The organism is Jhaorihella thermophila (assembly GCF_900108275.1).
In the GTDB taxonomy this organism is placed as follows: domain Bacteria; phylum Pseudomonadota; class Alphaproteobacteria; order Rhodobacterales; family Rhodobacteraceae; genus Jhaorihella; species Jhaorihella thermophila.
The window spans coordinates 189,674-206,738 of sequence record NZ_FNVD01000004.1; the positions used below are offsets into that span (position 1 = coordinate 189,674).

The 17,065-nt window shown below is 66.9% G+C and carries 16 protein-coding genes and 1 riboswitch; of the genes, 7 read left to right on the forward strand and 9 right to left on the reverse strand.

The genetic code is table 11. The annotated features are described in order from the left end of the window. Positions 1-93: 93 nt before the first annotated feature. From C4S70_RS07055 to C4S70_RS07090, 8 genes are all read right to left on the reverse strand, one after another. Positions 94-702: an FMN-binding negative transcriptional regulator gene (locus tag C4S70_RS07055; protein WP_104007403.1), complete on the reverse strand. Its 609-nt coding sequence runs from the start codon at positions 700-702 to the stop codon at positions 94-96. Positions 703-719: 17 nt separating this feature from the next. Then, positions 720-1,418 carry a thiamine ABC transporter ATP-binding protein gene (locus tag C4S70_RS07060; protein ID WP_104007404.1) on the reverse strand — a complete coding sequence of 233 codons (699 nt, stop codon included), beginning with the start codon at positions 1,416-1,418 and terminating at the stop codon, positions 720-722. Then, positions 1,405-2,961 carry a thiamine/thiamine pyrophosphate ABC transporter permease ThiP gene (locus C4S70_RS07065; protein WP_104007405.1) on the reverse strand — a complete coding sequence of 519 codons (1,557 nt, stop codon included), beginning with the start codon at positions 2,959-2,961 and terminating at the stop codon, positions 1,405-1,407. The genes C4S70_RS07060 and C4S70_RS07065 overlap by 14 nt, the downstream gene beginning before the upstream one ends. Further along, entirely contained in the window at positions 2,937-3,917 is a 981-nt protein-coding gene (gene thiB, locus C4S70_RS07070) for a thiamine ABC transporter substrate binding subunit (protein WP_104007406.1), read from the reverse strand. The genes C4S70_RS07065 and thiB overlap by 25 nt, the downstream gene beginning before the upstream one ends. A 35-nt stretch (positions 3,918-3,952) precedes the next feature. Continuing rightward, positions 3,953-4,056, reverse strand: a riboswitch (TPP riboswitch). Positions 4,057-4,176: 120 nt separating this feature from the next. After that, positions 4,177-4,611: a universal stress protein gene (locus C4S70_RS07075; RefSeq protein ID WP_104007407.1), complete on the reverse strand. Its 435-nt coding sequence runs from the start codon at positions 4,609-4,611 to the stop codon at positions 4,177-4,179. Then, a complete protein-coding gene (locus C4S70_RS07080; RefSeq protein ID WP_104007408.1) occupies positions 4,608-7,220 on the reverse strand; it encodes a TRAP transporter permease in 2,613 nt (870 codons plus the stop codon). The genes C4S70_RS07075 and C4S70_RS07080 overlap by 4 nt, the downstream gene beginning before the upstream one ends. A 128-nt stretch (positions 7,221-7,348) precedes the next feature. Beyond that, the gene (locus C4S70_RS07085) at positions 7,349-8,314 is read right to left on the reverse strand and encodes a TAXI family TRAP transporter solute-binding subunit (RefSeq protein ID WP_104007409.1); all 966 of its coding nucleotides are present in this window, start codon (positions 8,312-8,314) and stop codon (positions 7,349-7,351) included. A gap of 36 nt (positions 8,315-8,350) precedes the next feature. Next, entirely contained in the window at positions 8,351-9,217 is an 867-nt protein-coding gene (locus C4S70_RS07090; protein WP_104007410.1) for a MurR/RpiR family transcriptional regulator, read from the reverse strand. 169 nt (positions 9,218-9,386) lie between these two features. On the opposite strand from C4S70_RS07090, the gene C4S70_RS07095 reads away from it, so the two are divergent. The 6 genes from C4S70_RS07095 (at position 9,387) to C4S70_RS07120 (ending at position 14,507) form a co-directional block, all read left to right on the forward strand. Further along, positions 9,387-10,475, forward strand: a complete 1,089-nt coding sequence (locus C4S70_RS07095; protein WP_104007411.1) for a helix-turn-helix domain-containing protein — start codon at positions 9,387-9,389, stop codon at positions 10,473-10,475. Beyond that, positions 10,472-10,693, forward strand: a complete 222-nt coding sequence (locus C4S70_RS07100; protein WP_104007412.1) for a WGR domain-containing protein — start codon at positions 10,472-10,474, stop codon at positions 10,691-10,693. Before C4S70_RS07095 ends, C4S70_RS07100 begins: the two co-directional genes overlap by 4 nt. An 88-nt stretch (positions 10,694-10,781) precedes the next feature. Continuing rightward, positions 10,782-11,771 carry a TRAP transporter substrate-binding protein gene (locus C4S70_RS07105; protein ID WP_104007413.1) on the forward strand — a complete coding sequence of 330 codons (990 nt, stop codon included), beginning with the start codon at positions 10,782-10,784 and terminating at the stop codon, positions 11,769-11,771. A gap of 69 nt (positions 11,772-11,840) precedes the next feature. Beyond that, positions 11,841-12,338 (forward strand): TRAP transporter small permease, encoded by a 498-nt coding sequence (locus tag C4S70_RS07110; RefSeq protein WP_104007414.1) that lies wholly within the window; start codon positions 11,841-11,843, stop codon positions 12,336-12,338. Continuing rightward, positions 12,335-13,606 carry a TRAP transporter large permease gene (locus tag C4S70_RS07115; RefSeq protein ID WP_104007415.1) on the forward strand — a complete coding sequence of 424 codons (1,272 nt, stop codon included), beginning with the start codon at positions 12,335-12,337 and terminating at the stop codon, positions 13,604-13,606. Before C4S70_RS07110 ends, C4S70_RS07115 begins: the two co-directional genes overlap by 4 nt. A 7-nt stretch (positions 13,607-13,613) precedes the next feature. Further along, a complete protein-coding gene (locus C4S70_RS07120) occupies positions 13,614-14,507 on the forward strand; it encodes an isocitrate lyase/PEP mutase family protein (RefSeq protein ID WP_104007416.1) in 894 nt (297 codons plus the stop codon). 4 nt (positions 14,508-14,511) lie between these two features. Here C4S70_RS07120 and C4S70_RS07125 read toward each other — a convergent pair whose 3' ends face one another. Next, the gene (locus tag C4S70_RS07125; RefSeq protein ID WP_200822737.1) at positions 14,512-14,991 is read right to left on the reverse strand and encodes a MaoC family dehydratase; all 480 of its coding nucleotides are present in this window, start codon (positions 14,989-14,991) and stop codon (positions 14,512-14,514) included. 236 nt (positions 14,992-15,227) lie between these two features. On the opposite strand from C4S70_RS07125, the gene ftsH reads away from it, so the two are divergent. After that, on the forward strand, positions 15,228-17,063 hold the full coding sequence (ftsH, locus tag C4S70_RS07130) for an ATP-dependent zinc metalloprotease FtsH (RefSeq protein ID WP_104007417.1): 1,836 nt from the start codon (positions 15,228-15,230) through the stop codon (positions 17,061-17,063). Positions 17,064-17,065 lie beyond the last annotated feature (2 nt).

Here is a 17,065-nt window from a genome sequence, read left to right on the forward strand (position 1 = left end):
CTTTCTGGTCCGAAATACCCCGGGGGTGAGGCCCGCCAGGGCCGAGGGGGCAGCGCCCCCTTGGTTCCGCGCCGAAAGTCACGCCCTCCGCGGTCACACGCCGCGCATCAGCGCCGCCAGGGCCGCAACCTCGAAACCGATTCCCGATGCCTCAATCCCTTCCGCCGCACCCAGACGCGCGCCTTCGGGCTTGTTCTGCGCCAGTTTCCAGGTGCCCTCCACCGCCTCGACCGTGAAACGGAACCGCGCCACCATCCGCATCATCCGCGCCAACGCGTCTGGCTCCATCTTCTCCATCCGCCAGGCCGGCTTCGGTGCCAGCCGCGCCTCGAAGGCTTCAGACAGCCGTTCCAGCACCCCGCGCAACTCGGCATCCGCCAACCGCTCCAGCCGCCCGGTCAGATGCACCGCCACATAATTCCACGTCGGAACCTGATCCGCCGTCCCGTACCAGTCCGGCGAAACATAGCCGTCCGGCCCGCTTACCGCGATCCGCGCCGCCACAGGCCCGGACAGCGCCCGCGCGATCGGGTTCGACCGCATCAGGTGCAACTCGGCCACCCGCCCCTCCAGCACGAAGGGCACATGCGCCAGCATCGGCGCACCCTCGGCCGACACCGCCAGCACGCCAAAGCCGCGCTCGGCGGCAAAGGCAAGGTTCTCCGCGTCGTCGCGGTCATGGAAAACGGGATTCGGGTGCATCGGGCCGGCTCCGTCGGTCAGGCTGTTCCCAGATAGTCTTGCAGCACCGGCGGTGGCGCGTCCAGCAGCGCCGTCGTCTCTTGTGGCGGATGCGCGCGTCCCTCGGCCACCAGCACCACCTGATCCGCGATCCGCCGCGCATCGCCCGGATCGTGGCTCACCATCATCAGCGTCGCCCCGGTCTCCGCCACCAGCCCCGCGACCAGATCCAGCATCTCCGCCTTCAGCGCCGGCCCCAGCGCGGCAAAGGGCTCGTCCAACAGCACCAAGGGCCGCCCCTGCACCAATACCCGCGCCAGCGCCGCCCGACTCTGCTGCCCGCCCGACAGCTCTGCGGGCTTGCGCACCTCCAGCCCCGCCAGCCCGACGCGCGCAATCGCCCGCGCCACCCGCGCCCGCTGATCGGCATCCAGTTTCAGATCGGGCCGAATCCCCAGCCCCACGTTCTGTGCCACTGTCAGGTGCGGAAACAGGTTGCCGTCCTGAAACAGCATCGCCACCGGCCGCCGGCCCGGCGGTTCGGCGGTGATGTCGCGCCCGTCCCAAAGGATCCGCCCGCGCTCCACGGCCAGAAACCCGGCGATCCCCTCGATCAGCGTGGTCTTGCCCGCGCCCGAAGGCCCGATCACCGCCACCTTGGCGCCATCGGCCACCTCGAAATCCGCAGTCACGGCAAATGCCCCGTTGCGGATCACCACGCCCTCAAGCTTCAGCATGCCAGCGCCCTCCCCGATCCAGCGCCCAGAACGCGCCCATCGACAGCGCCAGCAACAGCAGCGCCGCTCCGGCCGCCGCCTCCATCCGATAGGATCCCATCAGCCGGTAGATCTGCAAGGGCAGCGTGGCGTGTTCGGGGTCGGCAAACAGCGCGATCACGCCCAGATCCCCCATCGACAGCGCCGCCCCCAGCCCCGCGGCAAACCCGATCTGCGCGCGCATCCGAGGCAACAGCACGATCCGCGCAAAGTTCCAGCCGCGCAGGTCCAGCGACGCACCCAGCCGCCCGTATCGCTCCACCACCTGCACCGCACGCGGCACGAGGATCCGCAGCGCAAAGGGCAGCGCCATCACCGCATTCACCAGCGCCGTCACCGGCAAGGCCAGCGCGAACGGATCCGCCACCGGGTTGATGACGATGAACAGGCCCGTGCCGATCACCAGCGGCGATGCCGCCAGCCCCAACAGGCCGGCGATCTCCATGCCGGCGCGCCGCCCCACGGCAACCGCCGCGGCCATCGGCAGCGCCAGAACCAGCAACAGGCCGGTGCTGATCGCCGCGACGAGAACCGAGATCAACGCCGCCAACCACACCACGCCCGGCAGGTCCACCACGCCTGCCGCCCCCCGCAGAACCACCGCCGCCAGCGGCAACAACAGAAACAGCGCGGCCAGCCCGATCAATCCGGTATCCCATACGCGCGCCCCGCGTCCGGTTGCATCCCAGCGCCGAATCGGCCGATCCAGACCGCCGCCGGGGCTGTCGCGCCGCGCCGCGCGCACCGCCACCAGCGCCGCCGCACAGGTCAGAACGATCTGGATCACCGACAGCATCGCCGCCCGGCCAAGGTCGAAGTCGAACCGAAAGGCCTGGTAGATCGCCAGTTCCACCGTGGTCGCCTTGGGCCCCCCGCCGAGCGTAAGCGCCACCGCAAAGCTGGTCAGACAGATGGCAAAGATCACCGCCAGCGCCCCCGGCGCCACCCGCGCCAGCATCGGGTATTCCAACAGCCGCCGCACCTCGCGCGGGCCGGCGCCCAGCTGGGCGGCCAGCCGGAACCGCTCGGCCGGGATCTCCTGCCAGCCCTGCAGGATCAGCCGCACCGCCAGCGGCAGGTTGAAGAACACATGCGCCAGCACCACGCCATGCAGCCCGTAGATCTGCAACGGCGGCAACCCGGCCCAGCCCAGCAGATGACTGACCCAACCGCCTCGGCCGAACACCGTCAACAGCCCCAGCACCGCGACGATCACCGGCAGGATGAAGGGTGCGCCCATCAGAGCGATCAGCCAGCGCCGCCCCGGAAACCGCCGCCGGGCAAGCGCGCGCGCCACCGGCACCGCCAGCGTCACGCTGACCCCAGCCGACAGAGCCGCCTGCAGAACCGTGAACCGCACTGCGGCCCAGTCCGCCGGCCCCAGCCCGGCCCCCGCTTCGGCCCGCAGGAAAACGGCCAGCAACGCACCGAGGATCAGCGCCGCGACGACGGCCGCCGCGCCAATCCCGACAGCCGCGCCTACCGGCTCAGCGCGTCGCGCCATTCCGCCAGCGCCGCATCCCGCATCGATGCCGCCTCATCCTCTGGCAACAGCAGCGACTTCGCCGGCTTGACCAACGTCTCGAAGCCCTCGGGCAGGCCATCCTTCGGCGTGACGGCCGGGTACATCCAGTTCGTGGTCGGAATGACCGACTGGAAAGCGTCCGATACCACGAACTGCAGGAACCGGTCGGCCAGCTCCGGCTGATCCGTGCCCGCCAGCTTGCCCGCGACCTCCACCTGCATGTAGTGACCCTCGTCGAATGCCGCCGCCGCCTTGCTGGAATCGTTTTCCGCGATCAGGTGATAGGCCGGCGATGTCGTATAGCTCAGCACCATGTCCGCCTCGCCATCCAGAAACAGACCATAGGCCTCGGACCAGCCCTTGGTCACCGTAACGATGTTGTCCGCAAGCCCCTCCCAGATCTCGCCGGCCTGATCCTTATAGGCCGCCTTGACCCACATGAGCAGCCCAAGCCCCGGAGTCGACGACCGCGGATCTTGGATCACGATCTTCAGATCGCTGTCGGCGAGTTCCCGGAAATTCGCAGGCGCAGGCTTGCCCGCGTTGTGGACAAAGGCGAAATACCCCCAGTCATAGGGGACGAAGGTGTCATCCTCCCACCGGATCGGCAGGTCGTATTCGGCTTCCACCCCATGCGGCTCAAACAGCCCCGTGGCACGCGCCGCGGCGGTCAGGTTCGTGTCCAGCCCCAGCACCACGTCCGCCTCCGTCCGCGCGCCCTCCAGCCGAACCCGCGCCAGAAGCGCCGCGCCATCGCCCGCGCCCACCAGCTTCAGATCGCAGCCGCAAACGGCCTCGAACGCCTTCTCGACCGCGGGCCCCGGCCCCCAGTCGGATACGAAACTGTCATAGGTATAGACGGTCAGCACGGGCTTCTCGGCAGCCACGGCCGCCCCCGCCGCCATCACTCCCGCTGCAAATGCAAGATACTTCATGGCACCCTCCTGTGCGGCGACAGGGCAAGGGGAACGGGGATGTCCATTTCCTTCCCTCCGCCGGTATTAGCCGGTTCAGGTTCAACGGGTTCGCGTCGCGTCTCAGCCCTGTCAACGCAGGGCACCCCGAGGTGGCGCGGAAACTAAGCCGCGCCGGCCCCGAAAGCAACCCGCAATCCGCCGCTTCTTTCTGGTCGGAAATACCCCGGGGGAGTCCGCCCGGCACGGGCGGACGGGGGCAGCGCCCCCTTCTCGCCCATCACCTCACCACATAGACCGAGCAACTCGCATGCCGCGCGATTCGCGCCGCATTCGACCCCAAAAGATAGTCGCGCAGCTCCGGGTTGTGCGCCCCCACCACGATCAGGTCACTGCCGGCCTCCTCGGCCACGCGCAACACCTCGCGATAGACCTTGCCCACCGCCACCTCGTGCCGCACCCTGGCGTTTTCCTCCGCCCCCAGCACCTCGGCCACATGCGCGACCAGCCGTTCCCGGGCCGCCTCCCGCGCCTCGTCCTGATAGCCCTCGGGGAAGAACGACGACACCTCGCCCACGCCGAAACTGGGCACCACCGTCATCACGTCCAGCTGCGCCCCGTGATGCCGCGCAAGATCCGCCGCCACCAGCAGGGGGCGGTCGTCGATTTCAGGCTGGCTCAGGTCCAGCGCGCACAGGATGGACCGGATCGTCATGCCATCGCCTCCTCTGTTCTGGCCGCCCGGCGGCTCTGCAACCACGCGATCAGACCCAGCAGCAAAAGCGCGGGAATGAACACCAGCTCCTTGGGCAGCCGGTCGGCCTCTTCCAGCACCGATACCAGATGCACCGGATCGTCGCCGTAGAAGTCATAATTCTGCATCTTCTCGAAGAACGGCTTGCCGGGGAAGGGTTCCTCGATCTTCATCAGACCGTCTTCCTCGAACACCACCAGCCCCAGCGCCTCGAGCCGCTCATCGCCGGTCGCGCCCTCGCCGATCTCCAGCGTGAAATGAGTTTCCTTCATATTGCCGGTGTCGAAATCGGGCCCCGCCACCACCAGCCGCATCTGCGTGCCCGGCGCGGCCGCGCCAACCTCTTCGACGAACCGGTCCAGCGGCACCTCGCGCCAGGGATCCTGAACCTGGTCCATGAAGAACCCCGGCCGGAACAGGGCAAAGGCGATCAGCAACAGCGCCACCGTCTCCCAGATGCGCGAGCGGGTCACGAACCAGCCCATCGTGCCGGCGGTGAAGACGAGGATGCCCACCGTGGACACCACGAAAACGATGATCCCCTGCACCCAGCCCACATCGATCAGCAACAGGTCGGTGTTGAAGATGAACACGAAAGGCAGCGCCACCGTGCGCAAGGAGTAGAAGAACGCGACAAAGCCGGTGCGGATCGCGTCCCCCCCCGACACGGCGGCGGCCGCGAAACTCGCCAGCCCCACCGGAGGCGTCACATCCGCCATGATGCCGAAATAGAACACGAACAGATGCACCGCGATCAGCGGCACGATCAACCCCGACTGCGCGCCCAGCTGCACCACGACCCCCGCCATCAGCGAACTGACGACGATGTAGTTCGCCGTCGTCGGCAGCCCCATGCCCAGCACCAGCGACAGAAGCGCCACGAAAACCAGCATCAGGATCAGGTTGCCGCCCGACAGGAACTCGACCAGATCGGCCATCACCTGCCCCACGCCGGTCAGCGTCACCGTGCCGACGATCACCCCCGCCGTCGCGGTGGCCAGCGCGATCCCGATCATGTTGCGCGCCCCGTCGATCATGCCGTGAACGAAATCGGTCACGCCGGCGCGAAACGCATTCGCGACCTCGCTTTCGCCGCGGAACACCGCCTTGATCGGCCGCTGGGTCAGCAGGATGAAGAACAGCAGGAACGTCGCCCAGAAGGCCGAAAGGCCCGGCGATTTCTGCTCGATCATCAGGAAATAGACCAGCACGATGATCGGCAGCAGGTAGTAGAGCCCCGTCTTGTAGATATGCGACACGTCCGGCAGCTCGACCTGCGGCGCGTTGGGATCGTCGGACTCCAGATCCGGTTCCTGCGCGGCCAGCCACAGCAGCGCGACATAGGCCACCAGCGTCAACAGCGCCAGCACCCAACCGGCGCCCTCGGGAACCATCGCCACGATCCAGCGCACCGGATACTGCACGCCATAACACAGCGCCGCGAAGCCCGCGAAGAATAGCGCCATGCCGCCGATGGTGCGGCCCAGGTTCACCGCCTTGTCGCCCAGCGTCGGCATCCGGTTCTTCACCGCCTCCAGATGCACGATATAGACCAGCGCGATGTAGGAGATGACCGCCGGCAGAAAGGCGTGCTTGATCACCTCCACATAGGAAATCCCGACATATTCCACCATCAGAAAGGCCGCGGCCCCCATCACGGGGGGCATGATCTGGCCGTTCACGGAACTTGCCACCTCGACCGCGCCGGCCTTTTCGCTGGAAAAGCCCACGCGTTTCATCAGCGGGATGGTAAAGGTTCCGGTGGTCACCACGTTGGCAATGGACGACCCCGATATCAGCCCCGTCGCGGCCGAGCCTACGACCGCAGCCTTGGCCGGCCCGCCGCGCAGCGCCCCCAGCGCACCGAACGCCATCTTGATGAAGTAGTTGCCGGCGCCGGCCTTCTCCAGCAGCGCGCCGAACAGCACGAACAGGAACACGAACTTGGTGGACACCCCCAGCGCGATACCAAAGACGCCTTCGGACGTGATCCACATATGGCTCATCGCCTTTTTCAGCGTGGCGCCCTTCCAGCGGATCACTTCGGGCACCCATTCCGAGGAGCCGAAGAACACATACAGAAGAAAGATCGTGGCGATGACCGCCATCGCCGGCCCCAGCGCGCGGCGCGCTGCTTCGAACAGCAGGATAAGCCCGATCAGCGCCACCCATTTGTCTGTGTCGTCCGCCAATCCGCCGGAGGCGACAATCTTTTCGTAAAAGAAAAACCCGTAAAGCGCGATGAACGCGCCCACCAGCGCCATGATCCAGTCCTGCACCGGGATCCTGTGGCGCGGGCTCGAGGCCAGCGCCGGATAGGCCATGAAGGCCAGAAAGATCGCAAAGGCCAGATGGATCTGGCGCGAATTGTTGACGATGTCGCCCGGCAGCACGTTGTTGGAGATGGGCGAGGCGAGGATCACCTGAAAGGCGGACCAGACGAAGGCGATCACCGCAAGCATCGTGCCCACCGGCCCCACCGGGTTGCGTCCGCCCGCATCCGTGGCGGCGACCAGTTCCTGAAGCTCTTCCTCGCTGAGCTGGCGTCCGCCGGCCTTGTCTTCCGTCATCCCTGTCGCTCCCGCTGGCGGCACTTGTCCGGCCGCTCTGTCACGCCGAAAGGGGGCGCGTCATGTGGCGCCCCCGACGCGGCCGGTTCGACCGGCCGCGCCCATTTCCCTTAACCGATGCGCGGACCTTACATCCAGCCGCGTTCCTTGTAATACTTGACGGCGCCGGGATGCAGCGGAGCGCTGAGACCGTCCTTGATCATTTCCTCTTCCTTGAGGTTGGCAAAGGCCGGGTGCAGCTTCTTGAAGTCGTCGAAATTGTCGAACACCGACTTCACCAGCCAATACACGGCATCTTCGCTGACCTTGTCCGAGGTCACCAGAGTCGCGCCCACGCCAAAGGTCTTAACGTCGTCGGGATTGCCGCGATACATGCCGCCCGGAATGGTGGCATAGCGGTAGAACGGGTTTTCGGCGACCAGCTTGTCCACCGCCGGGCCGGTCACGTTCACCAGAACCGAATCACAGGCAGTGGTGGCCTCCTGGATCGAGCCCGACGGGTGGCCGACGGTATAGACCATCGCGTCGATCTGGTTGTCGCACAGCGCCGCGGATTGTTCCGCCGCCTTCAGCTCGGTCGCGAGCGCAAAGTCGTCGGTGGTCCAGCCCATGGCCTCCATCAACACTTCCATGGTGCCGCGCTGGCCCGAACCGGGGTTGCCGATGTTCACGCGTTTGCCCTTGAGGTCTTCAAAGCTCTTGATGCCGGCATCGGCGCGGGCGACCACAGTGAACGGTTCGGGGTGGATCGAGAACACCGCGCGCAGGCCCTCGAACGGCCCCTGATCCTTGAATTTCGAGGTGCCGTGATAGGCGTGATACTGCCAGTCCGACTGGGCCACGCCGAATTCCAGCTCGCCCTCGCGGATGGTGTTGATGTTGTAGACCGAGCCGCCAGTGGATTCGACCGAGCAGCGGATACCCGATTCCTTGCGGTTCTTGTTCATCAGACGGCAGATCGCGCCGCCGGTCGGGTAATACACCCCGGTCACGCCGCCGGTGCCGATGGTGATGAATTCCTGCGCCATCGCCAGCGGCGCGGCCACCAGCGACGCGGCAAGGATCGCCCCGCCCAGTTTCAGTTTCGCAAACATGTCAAACTCCCTCTTGATTGTGGTTTGCAATTGGTTTCAGTCGGCCCAGAATTCGCCCAGGCTTCGGTTTCGGTCCTCGACCTCGCGGATGCGGTCGGCCGGGTCCTGCTCGGATTGCGCCACGAGCATGGCGATCATCGTCTCCAGCAATGTCAGCGTCGCAACGTAGGAGGAGAAGAACTGCGGGCTGTCCGAGGGGACGATGAAATGGAAACTGGCATGCCGGATCGCCGGGCAGGCATGGCTGTCGGTGATGACGATGGTCTGCGCGCCGTGCCGCCGGGCGACCTCGGCCGCGGTGACCGCGCGGTTGGCATAGGGCGTCTTTGTCACGATCAGCAGCATGTCGTCCGGCCCGATCGCCGCCAGCGCCGCGCCCAGCGAGGCGCCCATCCGCCCCGCCAACGTCCAGTTCGTGGCGAAGTAATGCGCCAGATAGGCCATGTATTCGACGATGCCGGTGGAGCCGAACGCGCCGAACAGGATCACGTTGCGGGCACGGCCCATCGCCTCCACCGCCTGCGCCAGCCGGTCCCGGTCGATGCTGCGGCCCAGCTCGGCGATGTTGTCCATGCAGGCCGCCGCCTGCCGGTCCAGCATGGATTGCGGCGACGTGGCCTGCGATTTCAGCAACGCCGCCTTTTCGGAAAACGAGATCACCCGCGTGCCCACCGCGCTGCGGGTCTGTTCGCGCAGGTCTTCGTAGCTTTCATAGCCCAACACCCGCGCCAGCCGCGACAGGGTGGCCGGCGACACCCCGCTGGCCGCCGAAACCGACCGCAGCGACCGTGTCGCCACCTCGACCGGATTGTTGACGACGTAATCCGCCGCGTCCTTCAGCCTTGCGCTGAGATCGGCGTAATGGCTCGCTACCCGGTCCTCGATGGAACTGGTTCCTGCCACGAATCTCGGCCTCCCCCACGCGAACGGTAAAATTATTCATCTGTTTTAGCGTCGGTCAACCGAAGAAACGTATGTTTCATACGTTCCCGCCCCGCCGCTGCGCCGCGCGCCGATACCCGAGGCGGAAAGATTGGTCAACGCGCAAGTTTTCGGCTAACGTGGCCGGCAAATGGCGTCGGGCATTGAAAACAAGGACGATGAACAGCTTTCGCCGGGGTCGATCTATGACTCGGACCCGGTGGACGAGGACGACCTGTGGTTCCTGCCCGGCCCGCCCGAGGATGCCGCCCCCACCGATCCGCCCTGGCCCGTCGCCCCGCGCGAGGCGACGCTGGAGCCGCGCGCCTGGGCCGCGGCCGAGGCCGAATGCTACCGCGATCTGATCGAGGCGGCGCAGGCGGTCACGCGGTTCGGAGAACGTCTGCGCGGCGCGCCCGCGGGCGTCGCGGCCCGTCTGGCGCTGCAGTCGGTGGTGGCGGTGCTGCGCGGCGAAGGCGTCTGGCTCTCGCCCGAACAGGTGGCGCTGTTTCGCGAACTGCGGCTGGGTTCGGACGACACGGTGCGCGATCTGGCCCGTGCGAGCTGGGCCTGCCGGCGGCTGGACGCGGGCGCTCCGCCCGGCGACGACCTGCACGATTTCCTGGGCCGCGTGGACGTCCATGACGCGCGCACCCCGCCGGGCGAGGACCGGCCGGTGGGCGACGATCTCGCGGCTCTGGGGCGGGACTGGGCCGCGGCGCAGGCGGCGATGGGCCGCTGTCACCCGCTGACCCGGGCGGCGCATGGCTTTGCCGCCTGGCGCACGCTGGGGATCGGCCCGTGGGACGAGATGCTGGAGCCTTCGGTCGCGGCGATGCTGGTGGGCGCGCAGGGGCTGGCGCCGTTTCTGCCGATGGCGCCGGGGCACCGGCTGGACCGGCACGGCCTGTCGGGATCCTCGGCCAGCCCCGGGGCGCGGCTGGCCACATTCTATGCCGCAGCACAGGCCGGGGCGGTCGCGGCCTGCATGGAACTGGACCGGCTGGCCGCCTGGCGGGACCGCGCCGTTGCCGCCACATCCGACCTGTCGGGGCGCACGCCGCCGGCGCTGATCGCGGCACTGCTGCGGCACCCGGTCCTGTCGGCGGAACTGGCGGCCGAGGCGACCGGCGCCTCGCGTCCCTCGGCCCGGCGCAACCTGAACCTGTTCGCCGACCGGGGACTGGTGCGCGAACTCACGGGGCAGGACCGTTACCGGTTCTGGACGGTGACCGCATGATCTGGCTGGAACGCCACGACGCCGGCGCCAACATGCACCGGTTCTATGCGATCGAAATCACCCGCGACCTGTTCGGCACATGGCTGCTGGTGCGCCGCTGGGGCCGTATCGGGCGCGGCGGCGGGCAAAGCCTGGTGGAATCCTATCCCGACCGCGCACAGGCCGAGCAGGCCCGGCGGAAACTGGCCGCGACGAAGCTGCGCCGCGGCTATGCCTGAGCCTGCAAATCTCGGGAACTGCACAGGAAAACCTTGACGACTCTCATACTGACGCCAATCATGCGCGCAGTCTTTGGGAGGAGAAAACATGAAAATCGCATCCATCGTCGCCGGCGCGGCGCTTGCCGTGGGCCTGGCGCTTCCGGCCTTTGCCGAACAGGTCACCGCGCGGATTTCGCTGCAACTGCCGTTGAAGAGCCACCTGGGCCAGAACCTGCTGTTGTTCAAGGAAGAGGTCGAAAAGACCTCGAACGGCGAGATCAAGGTCGAGATCTACGACAGCGCCCAGCTCTACAAGGACAAGGAAGTGCCCGCCGCCGTGGGCTCTGGCGCGATCGAGATGGGCGTGGCCTCGCTGACCCGCTATGTCGGCGACATCCCGGCGGTGGACGTGTTCTACATGCCGTTCCTGCTGAACTCCGAGGAAAAGGTGCGCAAGGCGACCGCGCCGGGCAGCCCGGTGCGCGGCCCGATCGACGAGGCGATCAAGGGCACCGGATCCACCGTGCTGTGGTGGCAGGCTTATGGCGGGGCGATCCTTCTGTCCAATGGCAGTCCGATCAGGGCACCCGCTGACATGAAGGGCAAGAAGGTCCGCGTCTTTGGCAAGACGCTGGGCGATTTCGTCACCGCCGTGGGCGGCGCGCCGACGCTGATTTCGGGGTCCGAACAATACCTGGCCTATCAGCGCGGCACCGTCGATATCGGCATGACCGGCGTGTCGGGCGTGAAATCCCGCAAGCTGTGGGAGGTGATGGACACGATCACGGTCACGAACCACGCCGATATCGAATTCGTCGTGGTCGCCAACAGCGACTGGTGGAACGGCCTGTCGGAGGCCCACCGCAAGGTGATGATGGACGCCGCCCGCAAGGCGGAAATCGACGTGCGTGACCGCGTTTCGCAAATCGAGGCCGACGCCTATGCCGCCGCCAAGGAGCACGGCATGACGATCTATCATCCCACCGCCGACGAAATCGAACTTTGGAAAAAGGCCTCGGCTCCGGTCTATGACAGCTATCTGAAAAAGGCCGGAGATCTGGGCAAGCAGTTGATCGACGCCGCCCGGTCGTTCTGAGCCATCGCGCCGGGGCGGCCCTGCCCGTTGCCCCGGCCCGCAAGTCCCCTCACAGGATCCGCAATCGACATGACGGCATTTTCCCGGTTCGTGACCGCGCTGGCCTGGATCGCGGCGGCCCTGTTCGTGGCCGCCGGGGTGATGCTGACCTACGAGGTGCTGGCACGCTATTTCTTCGTGCGGCCGACAATCTGGGCGGCCGAACTCAGCCAGGCCTGCCTGATCTGGGGGTCACTGATCGCCGCGCCCTGGGCGCTGCGCGAACGCCGCCACATCCGCATCACCGCAGTGACCGGACTGCTGCCCCGGCGGGGGCAGTTGGCGGCGGACCTGTTCGCGATGCTCGCGGTCGCGGTGTTTTCCGGAGCGGTGCTGGCCTATGGCTGGTGGATCTTCTTCGACAGTTTCGAGCGCGGCCGCACTACGGGATCAATGCTGGACCTGCCGGTCTGGATCGTCGAACTGGCGATGCCCTTCGGCATGGCCGTGCTGCTGGCGCAGGCGCTGATCGAGGCCGCCCGCGCCGCGCGCGGCGAGATTGTGGCCGAGGGAGAACACGGGGAATGACCGTTGCAATGATCCTGGGCGCGCTGTTCGCGCTCTTGCTCGTGGGGGTTCCGGTGGCGTTCTCGCTGGGCCTGCTGGGGCTGGCGATGCTGGTGCTGGGCGGCTTTTCGCCGCTGATGGCGCCGCAGGCGGTGCTGTCCACGCTGGACGGGTTCATCCTGCTGTCGGTGCCGCTCTTTCTGCTGATGTCCAACGTGCTGCTGCGCGGCGGCGTGGGGCGCGACCTGTTTTCCGCCGTGCAGGCCTGGGTCGGGCACTGGCCCGGCGGGCTGGCGGTGGCGACGGTGATTTCCTGCGGACTGTTCGCGGCGATCTCGGGCTCGTCGGTGGCCACGGCGGCCACGATCGGCACCGTCGCCATCCCCGAGATGATCGACCGCGGCTATGACCGCCGGTTCGTCTATGGCCTGCTGGCGGCAGGGGGTACGCTGGGCATCCTGATCCCGCCGTCAATCCCGATGATCGTCTATGGCTTTGTCACCGAGGAATCGGTGATCGCACTGTTTTTGGCCGGGATCGGGCCGGGGCTGGCGCTGCTGGTGATGTTCGCGGGCTACGCGATGGCCCATGCCTCGCTCACCGGCATGGGGCGCTCGCCGCGCACCGGCTGGGCCGACCGCTGGCGCGCGACCCTGCGCGCCACGCCGTCGCTGGCGCTGGCGGCGCTGGTGGTCGCGGGGATCTATACCGGCGCCTTCACCCCGACCGAGGCCGCCGCGATCGGCTTTGCCGCCGCCGTGCTGATCACCGCCGTCGTGCTGCGCACCCTGACATGGGCCGCCTTCCGCGAGGCGGCGATGGATTCGATGGCCACCACCGTCGCCATCCTGCTGATCGTCGCCGGCGCCAAGGTGTTCGGCAAGGCAATCACGCTCTACCGGATCCCGCAGGAGATCAGCGCCTTCATCTCGGACAATGTGGCGACGCCCGCGCTGTTCGTCCTGCTGGTGGGGGCGATCCTGGTCGTGATGGGGCTGGTGCTCGAGGCACTGTCGATGGTGCTGATCATGACGCCCGTGCTGCTGCCGACGGCGATGGGCATGCGGTTCGATCCGATCTGGTTCGGCGTGTTCATGGTCATCATGGTCGAGGCCGCGCTGATCACCCCGCCCGTGGGGCTGAATCTCTATGTGATCCAGTCGGTGGCGCGGTCCACGTTGGGCGACGTGGCGCGCGGCGCGCTGCCATTCCTGTTGCTCATGTTCCTCTGCGTGTTACTGCTCTACCTGATCCCAGATCTCGCCCTTTACATCCCGTTCAAGCTGTGAGGGCCCGATGACATCCCCCGCCGCCCGCCTGCGCGCTCTTCTGGCGCAGCCGAAACTGCATGTGATGCCCTGCGCCTATGACGCGCTGTCGGCCAAGCTCATTGAACAGGCCGGGTTCGACCTGACCTTCATGACCGGCTTCGGCGCCTCGGCCAGCCGGATCGGCGCGCCCGACCTGGGCCTGATGAGCTATGGCGAAGTCGTCGATCAGGCCCGCAACATCGCTGCCGCCGTGTCGATCCCGGTGATCGGCGACGGCGATACCGGCTATGGCAACGCGATGAACGTGCGCCGCACGGTGCAGGGCTTTGCCCGTGCCGGCTGCGCGGCGGTGATGATCGAGGACCAGCTGGCCCCGAAACGCTGTGGCCACACGCCGGGCAAGGCGGTGGTCGGCCGCGACGAAGCCGCCGACCGCATCCGCGCGGCGGTGGACGCCCGCGACGAGGGCGCCGACATCCTGATCCTCGCGCGCACCGACGCCCGCCACGACCACGGGTTGGGCGAGGCGATCGAACGCGCCCGGCTGTTTGCCGAACTGGGCGCCGACATCCTGTTTGTCGAGGCCCCCCGCACCGAATCCGAAATGCGCGAGATCTGCGCCGCCACCGATGCGCCCAACATGGCCAATATCGTCGAGGGCGGCGAAACCCCCGACCTGCCGCCCGAGGCGCTGGAGGAGATCGGCTATCGCATCGCGGCCTATCCGCTGACGCTGATGTCGGCGGCGATGCGGGCGATGGTCGATGTGCTGGAGGCGATGAAACAGGGCCGCCCACGCGCCGGGCTGATGGATTTCGCCGAACTGCGCCGCAGGGTCGGGTTCGACGACTATTACGAACGGTCCGAGCGCTACGCCTCGTCGGCCCGGCCCGTGACACCGGCCAAAGAGGCGGGCTGACGGGTCACTCCCCCCCGCGCGCCTCCCTGCGCGGGAAGATGCCCTTGGACAGGAATTCCATCACCACCTCGCCCTTCTGGTTGCGGGTCTGCACGGTGCTCAGCACGATGCCGATCTGAGGCCGCGATTTCGACGGCTCCAGCCCGACCACCTCCATCCGCACGGACAGCACGTCGCCGGGATAGACCGGCTTGCGCCAGCGCAGGTCGTCCACGCCAGGCGAGCCCAGCGAGGTGCCGCGCCTTTCCATGTTGTCCACCATCATCCGCATGGTCATCGCGCAGGTATGCCAACCGCTGGCGCACAGCCCCCCGAACAGCGACTTCTTCGCCGCCTCCGGGTCCAGGTGAAAGAATTGCGGGTCGTATTTGCTCGCGAATTCGATGATCTCTTCCTCGGTCACCTCGTAGGCGCCGAATTCCTGCACCTGCCCCACCTGGAAACTCTCGAACGGGATCAGCGTCTGCGTCACGTCGGTCGTCATGGGCGGTCTCCTCTCATTTCCGTATCACTTCATTGGTCGCAGGCGCGCCTGCCGCGATCAATCGGGCAAGACCGCAAGTGCCGCAGCGTTTCTTGCCCTGAACACGGGGGCTTGAACCCGCCGCCCGTGCCCCTACATAGCCGACCGCGAGGGACCGAGGCACAAAGAAACTGGCGAAGGCCCGTCCCATAGGACATGATTGACCCGACCATCAAACGGCCGCGGAGGGGACGCCCATGGAGAAGAAGACCGAATTCAACATCTGGTACTGGGTTCTGGCCTTCATGGCCGTGCTCTTCATCCAGAGCTTTCTTCAGACCGTCAGCGAGGTGGAGCCGATCACCTATACCCAGTTCGAGAAATATCTCGACGAGGGCAAGATCGAATCCGTCGCCGTGGGCGCGGACCGGATCACCGGCACCTACAAGATCCCGCAGGACGGCAAGAGCCAGTTCGTCACCAACATCGTGGACCCGGCGATCCTTGACCGCATCGACGATTCGGGTGTCGAGATCACAGGCCTGCCCGAAAGCACCTGGATCGGCACGATCCTGTCCTGGGTGGTGCCGGCATTCGTGTTCTTCGCGCTGTGGATGTTCTTCTTTCGCAAGGTGGCTGAAAAGCAGGGCTTTGGCGGGTTCATGCAGATCGGCAAGAGCCGCGCCAAGGTTTACATGGAAAAGGAAACCGGCGTCACCTTCGACGACGTGGCCGGCGTGGACGAGGCCAAGCAGGAACTGCAGGAGGTGGTCGAGTTCCTCAAGAACCCCGAGGAATACGGCCGCCTTGGCGCGCGCATTCCCAAGGGCGTGCTGCTGGTCGGGCCGCCGGGCACCGGCAAGACTCTGCTGGCCCGCGCCGTGGCGGGCGAGGCCGGCGTGACCTTCTTTTCCATCTCGGGGTCGGAATTCGTCGAGATGTTCGTGGGCGTCGGCGCCGCGCGCGTGCGCGACCTGTTCGAACAGGCCCGCAAGAACGCCCCGGCCATCATCTTCATCGACGAGCTGGACGCGCTGGGGCGGGCGCGGCAGGCCGGGCAGATCCCCGGCGGCAACGATGAACGCGAACAGACCCTGAACCAGCTTCTGACCGAACTGGACGGTTTCGACCCCTCGGCGGGCATCGTGCTGCTGGCGGCCACCAACCGGCCCGAAATCCTCGACCCCGCGCTGTTGCGCGCCGGGCGCTTCGACCGGCAGGTGCTGGTGGACAAGCCCGACAAGAAGGGCCGCGTGCAGATTCTCAAGGTGCACATGAAGAAGGTGAAACTGGCCCCCGACGTGGAGCCCGAGAAGGTCGCCGAGCTGACCGCCGGGTTCTCGGGCGCGGATCTGGCCAACCTGGTGAACGAGGCCGCGCTGCTGGCCACCCGGCGCAAGGGTGACGCGGTGACGATGGACGACTTCACGGCTGCGGTGGAGCGCATCGTCGCGGGACTGGAAAAGAAGAACCGCGTGCTGAACCCGCGCGAACGCGAAATCGTCGCCCATCACGAGATGGGCCACGCGCTGGTGGCGATGGCGCTGCCGGGGACCGATCCGGTGCACAAGGTGTCGATCATCCCGCGCGGGATCGGCGCGCTGGGATACACCATCCAGCGCCCCACCGAGGATCGTTTCCTGATGACCAGGGAAGAGCTGGAGAACAAGATCGCCGTGCTGCTGGGCGGGCGCGCAGCGGAAAAGATCATCTACGATCACCTTTCGACCGGCGCGGCGGACGATCTGGTCAAGGCCACCGACATCGCCCGGTCGATGGTGACGCGCTATGGCATGGACCCCGAACTGGGCCATGTCAGCTATGACACCGACCGGCCCGGTTTCCTGGGCAATTCCGATCAGGGCAGCTGGCTGAACCGCCGCTACAGCGAAGCCACCGCCGAGAAGATGGACGCCGCCGTCAAGGAAATCGTCGGCCGCATCTTCGACCGCACCCTGGGCATTCTGGAACAGAACCGCCCGCTGCTGGAAGAAAGCGCGCGCGACCTGCTGGAACGCGAAACTCTGGCCGAGGACGACCTTCAGGCCATCGCAAAACGCGTGAAACGCGCCGAGGCGGCAGAAGCGGCGTGAGG